Raw genomic sequence first — 13,061 nt, forward strand, 5'->3', positions numbered from 1 at the left:
TAAGTTGTAGACGGGCGTGAACTAATTCCTTCTTGTAGATCGTTTTACATTATGTTCCTTTCCAAAGATGCTTTTACATCAATTTCACCGTGGCAAATGTACTCTGCCGTCCCTTTTTTCCAAATATGATTGTTTTCATCCCATCTGATTTCCAAGTCACCACCTGGAAGGTGTACGGTAATAGGGCGGTGTTTTGCTAGTTTTCCATTTAAGGTTGCGGCCACCACGGCTGCGCATGCACCTGTACCGCATGCCATTGTAATACCAGAACCTCTTTCCCACACTCGATAATCAATCTCTTCCGTATTTTTCACAGCTACAATCCCTATATTTACTCTTTCTGGAAATAAATCTGAATGCTCAATACTCGGTCCTATTTCCTCAAGATTTATCTCATCTACATTTTCAACAAAAAGGATTGCGTGTGGATTCCCCATTGAAACACAGGTTAAATCATACGTAGCGCCATCGATTATAAACGTTTCATTGACTGTCGAAGAAAATGGATCTCCCTTCATCGGGATCATCCCTTTTAGTAACTTTGGTTCGCCCATATCGACAGTGATGAACTCTACAACGTTTTTCTGTCCTATAGAGACAGTCACATGTACAATTCCTCCAAGTGTTTCGATTGAAAAGGTGTTAGATTCAGCATATAAATGATCAACTAAATATTTTGCTACACAGCGGAGGCCATTTCCGCAGTTTTTTCCTTCTGAGCCGTCCTCATTAAATATTCTCATTCGAAAATCTGCAATACTTGATGGACAGATGAGAATCATTCCATCAGAACCTATTCCAAAATTGACATCTGATACTGCAATAGCAAGATTCGTGAGATCCTGCTCCCTCAAGGAGGACTCTAAAAGATTGAAAATAATGTAATTATTCCCCAAGCCATGCATTTTGGTAAAAAGCATCTTATCCCACCTTTCCTTCTAAAAGATAAATCGTACTCTACTTAATCGTGCTCTTATCTCTTCGATGACTTCCTTTTCACCTTCTCTATCTGCCTGAAATGTCACCGAGAACCTTACATAATTTCCAACATCATCCCAAGGCACACTTGAAATTAAGTGTTCTCGGATGAGATACTGTCCAAATTCTTCTGCATTCGCAAACGTTGGTCCACCAGCCACTCCAACTGGGATTTTCACATAGAGGAAGAATGAACCTTTTGGTTTTACTGCTTTAAAACCACAGTCACGGAGCACATTCACAAGTAATTCATGGCGTCGTGAATATTTCTCAGCTGTTCTGATAGTAATATCTGGATGCGCTAACGCATAGGCTGCTGCTTTTTGAATTGGAATAAATTGTCCTGAATCACTATTATCCTTCACAGTTGCAAATGCCTTTACTAGTTTTGAATGGCCTGCAATGAAGCCAATTCTCCACCCTGTCATGTTGAAGGATTTTGATAAAGAATGTAGCTCAACACCAACCTCCTTAGCTCCTGGTATGGATAGAAAACTTAATGGTTTTTCACCATCAAATGTTAATGCTGCATAGGCTGCGTCATGGATAACAATTAAATGATTCTGTTTTGCGAATGCAACCACTTCCTCAAAAAACTCTCGCGTTGCAGCAGCACCAGTCGGGTTATTTGGGTAGTTTAAATAAAGTAATTTAGCTCTTTTTAATGTTTCACTTTCAATCTGATTAAGCTGCGGTAAAAATCCATTCTCTTCAAGTAGAGGTAGTTGAACGACTTTACCTCCATAATATTTTGTGTAAGTAGCTAGTACGGGGTAGCTTGGAGTTGGCATTAGTGTAATGTCACCTGGATTAATAAATGCAGCAGGCAACATCGTAAGTGCTGATTTAGATCCTATCACGTGGTTAATTTCTGTCTCTGGGTCCAGATCATTTACACCAAACACGGCCTTCATGTAGCGTGCTGCCGCTTCCTTAAATTCAGGAATTCCATTATCAGAATAAAATCGATTCTCAGGTTTAGCTGCCTCTTGTGCCAATTTCTCCACCACACGTAGATCAGCCATCTCATCTGGTTCACCAACACCCAAGTCGATTAATTCCATATGAGGATTCGCTTTTAACGCAGCTTTTTTTGCTCTTTTTATTTTTTCAAACTTGAAAATTTCTTCTTTTATTCCGAATGACTGTCCGCCGATTCGGTCAGCGAAGAGTTGTTGGGTATAATCTGTTATAGTCATTCTTACTCCTCCACATCTTTAGTTACGGAGTTCAAGAGTGAGGATGAAAAAGGTTCCCAGAAGGTATATATATCACTCCCTACCTATGATCTTCTTCACTCCAGACATCTTGAACAATTTTATTAATGGCTCATCACATATTCATTACATGCTGCTGCAACCTCTTTCCCTTCTTGAATCGCCCATACGATTAAACTTGCACCTCTTCGGGCATCTCCTGCAATGAATATTCCATCCTTGTTTGTTACATATCGATTTTCTACTTGATCCTTGTGCTTTGACGGTATTTCAAGGTTTGAATCTTTCAGTAGTTCCCGTTCCATTCCTTCAAAACCTACAGCAAGTAAAACAAGTTGTGCTGGCCATATTTTTTCGGTACCAGGGAGCTTCACCCTGATTTTCTTTCCATTTTCGTTCGTAGTGGTTTTAATCTCTGCACTCCTTACACCAGCTAAATACCCCTGATCATCTCCAATGAATTCAATGGCTGTAGTGGCAAAAGAGCGAGGTTCTTTTCCAAACTTTGCTACTGCTTCCTCATGCCCATGATCCAATTTGTGAATAATGGGATATTCTGGCCATGGATTTGCTTCTGTCCGAGAGATAGAACGTTCAGGATAGATATCAAACTGTACTAAACTTTTACAGTTATGACGGAGTGCAGTTGACACACAATCAGTTGCCGTGTCCCCTCCACCAATGACAATGACATCTTTCCCTTCCGCAGAGATAAAATTTCCATCTTCGAAATTAGAATCTAGCATGCTTTTCGTATTGCTATGCAAATAATCCATTGCAAAATGTATTCCTTTTAGTTCTCTACCGTCTACCACCAAATCTCGTGGTTTAGTTGCGCCGGTGCAAATAATGACACTATCAAACTCTGTTTGTAACTTCTCTAGAGGATAATCTTTGCCAATCTCTGTATTCGTTACAAATTGGATACCTGATTCTTTTAATAGATTGATTCGACGATCGACAACATGCTGCTCTATTTTCATTTTTGGTATTCCATAAGTGAGTAGTCCTCCAATTCGGTCAGAACGCTCAAACACAGTTACCGAATGTCCATATTGATTCAGTTCAGCTGCACTTGCAAGTCCAGCTGGCCCTGATCCAATAATGGCAACTTTCTTTCCCGTTCTACTTTTAGGTATATTTGGAGATACCCATCCTTCTCCGAAAGCTCTATCAATAATTGCCCATTCAATATTTTTTATCGTGACAGAACTTTCATAAAGCGAAGCTACACAGCCTGCCTCACAAGGTGCTGGACATGCTCTCCCTGTAAATTCTGGAAATGGATTCGTCTTACTTAATCGTAAGTATGCTTCTTTCCAATTTCCTCGATAAACAAGTTCATTCCATTCGGGGATTAGATTATATAAGGGACATCCAGTCGTCATCCCACTCAGCACGCTTCCGTTCTGACAAAACGGTACGCCACAATCCATACAACGCGCTGCTTGTTTTTCTAGATCCCTTGAAGGTAGGAGAATGGATATTTCCTTCCAATCCTTCAGTCGTTGCAACGGCTCACGGTAATTTGCAGGCTGTCGCTTGTAATCTATAAATCCTGTTTCCTTTCCCAAACCTTGCACCTCATTTCTTCTAACTCTTCAACACATGCTAGACCACTAAATTCTGAGATTCCAGAATTTGTTTGTAATTTTGTGGAATTACTTTAATAAACCGCGTTGATTCCTTTTTCCAATTTTGAATGATCCGGTATGCTAATGGACTTTTCGTATACTGATAATGTTCGTTAAGCAGATTGTAAACACTATTTTTTTCCTCAAGATCTTCAATAGATTCTAGGAGGACTAGTTCTGAATTATATTCTTGCTCGAAATGTCTATTGGCTGGTTCATAGATATAAGCGATACCCCCAGACATCCCCGCGGCAAAGTTTTTACCAACTTCTCCAAGGATGACAGCTCTGCCTCCCGTCATATACTCACAACTATGTTCCCCTACTCCTTCAACAACAACCGTAGCTCCACTATTACGAACGCAAAATCTCTCTCCCGCTTTCCCACGGATGAACGCCTTACCACTTGTTGCTCCATAAAATGCTGCATTACCGATAATCACATTCTCTTCGGCAACGAGAGATGATAGGCCTGATGGGCGGACAATGATTTTCCCTCCTGAGAGACCTTTACCAACGTAATCATTCCCCTCACCTTCCACTTCTAAGGTAAGCCCATTTGGAATAAATGCCCCAAAACTTTGACCTGCAGATCCTTTGAATAGAAAGTGAAGTGTATCCTCTGGTAGACCTCTTGCTCCAAATTGTTTTGAGATTTCATTTCCTGTCATTGTTCCGACTGAACGATCTGTATTTGTAATTTGTAAAAGATAGTTTACTGTTTGTTGGTTAGTCCATGCTTCACGGCTTACTGGAAGTAGTTCTCGATAATCGAGCGTTTGCTCAAGTTGATGATCTTGTTTAGTAGTTGAAACTCGATCCCCATCATGTCTTACTAGAAGTGGAGTTAGATCAAGGTTTTTCATTTTCCATCCCTTAACTTCTTCTAACTTGATTACATCAGTATGACCTATCATTTCATCCATCGTTCTGAAACCAAGTTTAGCCATATATTCACGAACTTCTGTCGCAATAAATGTCATTAAATGAACGATATGGTCTGCTGTTCCCATCATTTTTTTACGAAGTTCAGGATTCTGGGTGGCAATTCCAACTGGACATGTATCTAGATGACAAACCCGCATCATCACGCATCCTAATGAAACGAGTGGTAGAGTCGCAAAACCATATTCTTCTGCACCTAATAGTGCTGCGATTACTACATCACGGCCATTCATCAGTTTTCCATCTGCCTCAAGTCTTACACTGTTTCTTAGCCCGTTTAACATTAATGTTTGATGGGCCTCTGCCAATCCTAATTCCCACGGTAATCCCGCGTGTTTAATACTCGTTTTCGCCGCAGCACCAGTACCACCATCATAGCCACTGATTAAAATGACATCTGCCTTTGCTTTTGCAACACCCGCTGCGATTGTACCTACTCCTGTTCCCGAAACGAGCTTTACATTGATATCTGCACTTGGATTTGCATTTTTCAGATCATATATGAGCTGTTCCAAGTCTTCAATGGAGTAAATATCATGATGTGGAGGAGGTGAGATTAACTCAATACCTGGTGTCGACCCCCTTGTCTCTGCTACTGAGACAGTAACTTTATGTCCAGCAAGCTGACCTCCTTCTCCTGGCTTTGCTCCTTGTGCCATTTTTATTTGAATTTCATCACTATTTACAAGGTAGTGACTTGTTACACCAAAACGTCCAGATGCAACTTGTTTAATTCTGCTTAATTTTGAATCTCCATTTGCAAGCGGTGTAAATCGCTTTGGATCCTCTCCTCCTTCTCCAGAATTACTTTTTCCTCCAATTCGATTCATTGCAATTGCGATTGCTTCATGGGCTTCTTTACTAATGGAACCATAGGACATTGCTCCAGTTTTGAATCTTTTTAGAATCATCTCAATTGATTCAACTTCTTCGATTGGAATGGGAGTTCGATTACTTTTTAATTGGAACATTCCTCGGAGCGTAATACTTTTTTCAGTATCTTCCGCTAACATTTGACTGTATTTTTTATATAGCTCATACTTGCCAGTTCGACAGGCATGCTGTAAGGTGTGGATGGTCTCTGGACGAAATAAATGTGACTCTCCGCCTGCACGCCATTGGTGGTCGGATCCTTCATCCAACGTTGGCTCCTCTTTCAACCAAGCTTGGTTGTGACGAAGTATCGTTTCCTTTGCAATATCTTCTATTTGTAATCCACCGATTCGAGAGACTGTACGAGGAAAATAGTCTTCAATAACTTCTGAGCTAATTCCTACTGCTTCGAAAATTTGTGCACCAATATAACTTTGAACAGTTGAGATGCCCATTTTCGACATGATTTTCAAGATTCCTTTTGTAACTGATTTTCTATAATTTGTGGTAAGTTCAGTCCCCTTCTTTTCGGCAAGTTTCGCTAATGATTTGTATACCAAATACGGATAAATCGCGTTTGCACCATATCCGAGTAGAACTGCAAAATGGTGAACTTCTCTTGGTTCTCCAGACTCCACAATGATGCTCACTTTGCTTCTAAGTCCTTGTCGTATCAAGTGATGGTGAAGAGCAGATACGGCTAGCAAAGAAGGGACAGCACTGTGGTCCTGATTGATCCCTCGATCGCTTATAACGAGGAGATTACTACCGTTCCTAACTGCTGTTTCAGCTCTATCTAGGATTTCTTTGACACGACTCTGCAATGTGATTCCTTGTGTAGGTAAAAGAATTGAGATCGTCGATACCTTCCAATCTTCATTATTCAAACTACGGATTTTTCTCATTTCAATCTCAGTTAATATAGGAGATTTGAGTCTTATTTTTTTATAATCTTCCGTCTTTGGTTGTAATAGATTACCCTCTGCTCCTAATAGTACTTCCATAGACGTAACATACTGTTCACGAATCGCATCAATTGGAGGATTTGTTACTTGGGCGAATCGCTGTTTAAAATAATTAAATAAAAGTTGAGGTTTCTTAGATAAAACAGCTAGTGGAGCATCATACCCCATCGACCCAATTGGTTCATTTCCCTCTTTGGCCATTGGTTTTATCACTTTTTCCCACTCTTCGTAAGAGTAGCCGAAGGCCTTTTGAGTACGAAGTAGATTCTCTTCTCCTTCTTGTTCCCCTTTAATCTTGGCCATTGTAGTCAATTTCTCAATTGGCATAATTGACTTTGCAACCCAGTCCTCATATGGATGTTCATTAATAAACATCTGTTTCAGTTCTTCATCAAGAAAAAGCTTCTTTTTATCAAAATCGACAAGTAGCATCTGTCCTGGTTTCAGTCGATCTTTTCGAATAATCTTTTCTTCTGGTATATCTACAACTCCAGCTTCCGATGATAAACATATGAAATTATCATCTGTCACAATTAAACGTGCGGGTCTTAACCCATTTCGATCGAGGCAAGCACCTATCTGCTTTCCATTTGTAAATCCCATTGCGGCAGGACCATCCCACGCCTCCATCAAGCAACTATGAAATTGATAAAATGCTCGTTTTTTATTAGATAACAGCTTATTATTTTGCCATGGTTCAGGAATCATAAGCATCATGGCCTTAGGAAGTGACCAGCCTGACATTGTCAAATATTCTAACGCGTTATCAAACATTGCGGTGTCGCTACCGTCTAAGTCAATAACTGGGTGGAGGGCATCACTATCTTTGAGGATATCTGATTGAAGAACGGGTTCACGTGCAATCATCCAATTGACATTCCCTGTAATGGTATTAATTTCACCATTATGCATTAAAGTTCGATTTGGTTGCGCTCTTCTCCAACTAGGAAACGTGTTCGTACTAAATCGGTTATGCACCATAGCCATCGCTGAGTGGTAATCATGCCGCCGAAGATCTTCATAGTAACTTCTTAACTGGCTTGGTAGGAGAAGTCCTTTGTAAACAATCGTCCTAGATGAAAAACTAACAATATAGCAATCTTCTTTATTCACTCCAGCATCATTAAATGCTTTTTCTATTTTTCGACGTGTCACATAAAGGAGTCGTTCGAATTGATCATGATCAAACTCATGATTTGCAGGAGTGACAAATAGTTGATGGATGGATGGTTGTGATTGTTTAGCCCTTCTTCCCAATCCTTCATCGTTCGTTGGTACATTCCGCCAACCAAACAACTCCAACTTCTCGTTTTGTATAACTTCCTCTATCCTCGTTTTATAAGCTGCTACTTTTTCTACCTCTTGAGGTAAAAATATCATCGCCACTCCATATGCTCCGTTACTCGGAAGCAGCTTCTCTTTCTCCTTCCAGTCGTTTAAAAATAACTGATGGGGAATCTCCGTTAATATTCCAGAACCATCACCTAACTTCTCGCCAGCTTTCTGACCTCCACGATGGTTTAAACGCTCAAGTGCCGTTAGTGCCTGACTAACAATGGTATGTGTCTGATCTCCTGTAATATTTGCAAGTAAGGCGATACCACAAGCGTCATGTTCAAATTGCGAATTATATAAACCTTGTCTTTTTATTTGATGCATTTGTATCTCCCTTCTTCTGCGTTCTTGTTAATTTAATAGTAACAGCGAATTTATCAAAAATATTTAAACTAATCGTTATAAAATTTGCACTAAATGACACAACTTTTCACTTACAGGATTTAGTAGATTTGGATTAGTGATTCGCTCTTAATCAACAATGTTCACATTATATAATTCAAGCCACATATTGATCTGGACAAGATGAGCAATTAGCTGCGGGCCTGTCATTAGTTGCCCAAACCATGGGATTTTAAATGATGCTCCTTCTGAATCAATAATTTCTCTTACCTTCTGCTCTGAAACAATCTCAAGTATCGGAGAACGTTTATTTTCGATTATGTGAGTTAGCATATTTTTTACAAGTTTCATATACTCAGGATTATGGGTTTTCGGATAAGGATTTTTCTTTCTATACAAAACAGAATCAGGTAACGTTCCTTCTAATGCCTTTCGTAGAATTCCCTTTTCTCGTCCTCCTAGCATCTTCATCTCCCACGGAATATTCCACGCATATTCTATTAGACGGTGATCGGCAAATGGAACACGTACCTCTAGACTAGCCCCCATACTCATCCGATCTTTTCGTTCTAACAGAGTAGACATAAACCAAATCATATTTAAATAGAATAATTCCCGACGGCGCTCCTCTATTAGGCTTTCCCCATCTAATCGTGGAACATCCCGTAAGGTTCCCTCATATTGTTCTTGAACATAATCTTTTAGATTAAGTTTTTTCTGCCAATGTGGTAATAGAAGGTTGTGTCTTTCCCCTTCTGATTTCATCCATGGAAAGTGATTGTCACGTAGTAATTCTTCTTTATAAAACCAAGGGTAGCCACCGAAAATTTCATCCGCACATTCCCCTGACAAAGCGACCGTAAAGTTTTGTTTGATTTCTTCTGAAAACCATAGAAGTGAAGAGTCAATATCAGCCATTCCAGGTAAGTCTCTTCCCTTTACAGCATCCTCCAACTTTTGAGCAAGTTGTTCTTGAGTAATCACTTTCGAATGATGGATGCTACCTAAATACTGAGTCATTGTATCAATCCATGGTTTGTCTTCGTCCACTTGAAATAAGCTGGATTTGAAAAACTCACTATTGCGTTCATAGTCGATTGAATACGAATGAAGCTTACCTCTTCCATTTTTTTGAAAATAGTTGGCAGCGATCGCACTTATCGCACTTGAATCTAGCCCTCCAGACAAAAAGGTACAGACAGGAACATCTGCAACAAGTTGCCTTTCAACCGCATCCTTCACAAGGAATCTCACTTTTTCCACTGTATCTTCTAAGGAATCAGTATGTTTATGACTCTCTACATTCCAATATCGCTTGATTTTCAAGCCATTACGATCAAATGTCAAAAAATATGCAGGGCGTAATTCGTGTATCCCTCTATAAATACCGTGTCCCGGTGTACGTGAAGGACCTAACCCGAACACCTCTTGCAAGCCTTCTCGATTTACTTCAGCTTTTACAAGTGGGTGTGCCAAAATAGCCTTGAGCTCTGAACCAAATAAAAGTGTACGATTTGTATGTTTATAAAAGAGTGGCTTCACCCCAAGTCGATCCCTTGCCATAAAAAGTTTTTCTCTGTGAGGGTCCCATATCGCAAAAGCAAAAATCCCATTTAATCGCTCTACACATGCTTCTTTCCAATGAATATAAGCAATAAGAAGAACTTCAGTATCAGAATGGGACTGAAAGGTATATCCAAGACTAATTAATTCTCTACGAAGCTCTTCCGTATTATAAAGTTCACCATTGTACACAATCGTATATGCATGACCAGCATTTGATTTCCTAGTCATCGGCTGTATGCCTCCTGAAGGATCAACAACAATTAGTCTTGTATGACCTAGAGCAGCATGTTGATCACTATAGATATCTGAAGCATCTGGACCACGCTTTGCTAATGTTTGTGCCATCTTTTTGATGATAAAAGTTTGGTTATTTAAATCTTGTTGCCAATCAATCCATCCTGTAATTCCACACATTTTGATCACTCTTTCTTTTAATTTTTTCCAACTTCATTTCTAAGTCTCTATTCATTTTCGTTATCTTTATGGTTGAAGTTCTTTTATCGTAGCATCCATTTCTTTTAAAATATTTAGACTATTCGATACAAAGTTTGCATTTTTCTACATATCTTTTTGTTCAAATAAAAAACACCTTATCCGTGAGGTAAGGTGTTTTCAAGTAAAAGAGTCAGCAATAATTAAAGATCCATTATCGTATTTCAGAAGGACTCTTCCCTGTATATTTTTTAAACTGTCTGCTAAAAAAGTGAAGATTGTCATATCCTAATGCTTGAGCCACTTCGGTTACCGACATTCCAGTATAATGCAGCAAATGCTCAGCTCTTCTAATACGCGCTTCCACTATATAAGAACGGACTGGTTGCCCAATAATCTCCTTGAATTTAACAGAAAAATATCGAGGAGAAAAGTTCGCACGAGCAGCTAAGCTTTCTAGCGTATGATTTTTACCTGGGTGCTGCTTCACATAGTTCGCCACTTCCCTAATGGCTGACAAAAGATTGTTTTGAACTTGATCGACTTGTTCTTCATCCTGATGTTCTTCTCGTAATAGCTGAATCATTAGTTGCTTAAGAATGAGTTTGGCTTCCGTTTCTGCTCCGAACGTCTTTATTAAAAATAAACGAACATACCTTGTTAAGAGTGACTCAAAAGGGATGGAATCCTGTAAGATTCGATAAGAGCTAGGTATTAATTTTGGTTCTTTCTCTAAATCAAAATGGATGTAGGTAATAATGAGTGGATGCTGAGGTTTCATTGTGGCAGTTGCCCAATCTCCAGGCTGGAAAAAAAAGCAACTTCTTCTTTTCATCAAATATTCCTTCCCGTTAAGCATTAGAATCCCTTCTCCGCTCCAAACATATAACAAATCAAAGTTAGGAATGGGTTCTTTTCGTTTCCACTGCCAATTCGGTTCACAGGTAATAGTTGCAAACGATGGTTTCAAAATAAATTGCTCGGGATCAATATGTAGTATACCGCTCACCTTCCTCACTCTAAATTTTCTAAGGGATTTAAAGTTAATCACCCTCATCAGTGATGAAGCAATCCCTGAAATATCCCCTAGAAATATTGTATAATCCCACATTTAATCTCGCAAATATCGTTTTTATATAAAATCAATCTCATTCAAATATTATTCTATTATAATTTTAAAATCAATGTAGATTCTATCCTTTTTGTTTCTCACTTTCTATTATTCAAGCTGCTCTTCATTCAAATACATGACATGTTGCAATTCTATACCGCTCGATGAACCTCTACCACGGTGGGTTTTATCAGGTCTCTGTCTTTCGTGCTCATTGTTATATGAAATCCAACCGAAATAGATATCATGAAGTACAGGAAAAAATCCATTATTAAATGGAACTGGTTCCTTTGCTTCCTCTATCTTAACTAAAACCTGCATTACTTCTTGCCATTCGCTTGGAAGGTCTAGCACCCCATATGGAATATCCTCAAAATTAATAATCGTCTTCATTTGAATTCGTGGAAAATAATTATCATTTCCTTCTGTCATATGATAATTTCTATCTCTAATAAAATACAATTCTCCATAACTTATATCATCATCAGGATGAATATTCCAATAAATCTTGTAACTGCTTGGATCATCAGGTTTAATTTTCAATACTTGCGGTGCACCAATGTCACTCTCAGCAATAAGCGTCCACTTGTGTTTTTCCCACTTCCACAAGCCCATACCATATTTATTATCCTTAGTCATAAACGGTACATACATATGACGAGTATCTATTTCAATCATTTCAAGTACCTCATTAGCTTTAAGATCATATGAATGTCGATTTAAATCTGAAAGAATTTCCTCAGATGTCAAGAAGCTACTAGGATTCGCTAGGTGAAAATAGTATACGTAAACTACAATAGATATCGTAAAAAAGAATCCAATTATTCGCTTTATTTTTCGTTTCCTTGTCATTCGTGTTTCACCCCTTTTAAGAATGAAACGTCGGATCGAAAATAGTACTGCCTTTTTGGAGTTGCTATTAACAACCCTTTCCCATCTTCTTCAATAAAAAACGTCGATCGTATTCCACTACCCCATTTGCCCTTAACTCCAACCATTTGATATGGAAACCTTTCTTTGCTCTGAATTTCATCCCCATTCATGTATGTCTCTTCATACCATTTATCACTAAAAAATTCAGTCTGCACCATTAAAGGTAATTGTTCCACCAATAATTCATTTTGTAGGATAACATCGTTCTTCGATGAATAAGTTTTGACAATGTAGGCATGATCTACACTCTCAATATAGGTGGATATTTTGTCAGAAGGATAGAGCACAGATTGAAGTGGAATTGTCATCAATGTAACCGCCAGAAAAATAAAGTTACCGAGGAAACCAAGCCACGCAAATCTCCAGTATCTCTCCCAACGCCCCTTTTTGGATTTAAGGAAAAAATAAAGGATCCAAACCCCAAAGGGTAAAATCGGTATTTTTAAGATGGTTTGATAAAATTCCACATTAAACGAAAATGAAAAACAACCGATCCAGATGACAAGAATGATCTTCCAAACCTTTATTTTCACCTGTTGTTTTTGGTAGATTCTAATCGCAAAATATGCAATTACACTCCACCCTACGAGTACATTTATGACTGTAAACAAACTTGGCCCCCATTCAATAATAGACGTAATCTGTACCACCCCTTTTTTTACCCTACTATATATTCGAAAAAGAAAATTGAATTTCCTGTTTATCATAATGAATTTGTTTAGTGGTGACGT

General features: G+C 38.8%; 8 protein-coding genes. All 8 read right to left on the reverse strand.

What is annotated here, in order from left to right; all coding sequences use genetic code 11:
- Positions 1-44: 44 nt before the first annotated feature.
- The 8 genes from dapF to ACWPVE_RS06260 all read right to left on the reverse strand — a co-directional run bounded on the left by dapF (position 45) and on the right by ACWPVE_RS06260 (position 12,941).
- A complete protein-coding gene (gene dapF, locus ACWPVE_RS06225) occupies positions 45-920 on the reverse strand; it encodes a diaminopimelate epimerase (protein WP_453991712.1) in 876 nt (291 codons plus the stop codon).
- Positions 921-938: 18 nt separating this feature from the next.
- Positions 939-2,177: an LL-diaminopimelate aminotransferase gene (locus ACWPVE_RS06230; protein ID WP_453991714.1), complete on the reverse strand. Its 1,239-nt coding sequence runs from the start codon at positions 2,175-2,177 to the stop codon at positions 939-941.
- Positions 2,178-2,299: 122 nt separating this feature from the next.
- Positions 2,300-3,769 carry a glutamate synthase subunit beta gene (locus ACWPVE_RS06235; protein WP_453991716.1) on the reverse strand — a complete coding sequence of 490 codons (1,470 nt, stop codon included), beginning with the start codon at positions 3,767-3,769 and terminating at the stop codon, positions 2,300-2,302.
- 37 nt (positions 3,770-3,806) lie between these two features.
- Positions 3,807-8,270, reverse strand: coding sequence for a glutamate synthase large subunit (gltB, locus tag ACWPVE_RS06240; RefSeq protein ID WP_453991718.1), 4,464 nt, complete (start codon positions 8,268-8,270; stop codon positions 3,807-3,809).
- Between the two features lie 147 nt (positions 8,271-8,417).
- Complete coding sequence (asnB, locus tag ACWPVE_RS06245) at positions 8,418-10,268, reverse strand: asparagine synthase (glutamine-hydrolyzing) (RefSeq protein ID WP_453991720.1); 1,851 nt, start codon at positions 10,266-10,268, stop codon at positions 8,418-8,420.
- A gap of 232 nt (positions 10,269-10,500) precedes the next feature.
- Positions 10,501-11,286, reverse strand: coding sequence for a helix-turn-helix domain-containing protein (locus ACWPVE_RS06250; protein ID WP_453997386.1), 786 nt, complete (start codon positions 11,284-11,286; stop codon positions 10,501-10,503).
- 219 nt (positions 11,287-11,505) lie between these two features.
- Positions 11,506-12,249: a hypothetical protein gene (locus tag ACWPVE_RS06255; RefSeq protein ID WP_453991722.1), complete on the reverse strand. Its 744-nt coding sequence runs from the start codon at positions 12,247-12,249 to the stop codon at positions 11,506-11,508.
- Entirely contained in the window at positions 12,246-12,941 is a 696-nt protein-coding gene (locus ACWPVE_RS06260; RefSeq protein WP_453991724.1) for a hypothetical protein, read from the reverse strand. Before ACWPVE_RS06260 ends, ACWPVE_RS06255 begins: the two co-directional genes overlap by 4 nt.
- Positions 12,942-13,061: the final 120 nt, after the last annotated feature.

Source organism: Bacillus nitroreducens (assembly GCF_964021195.1).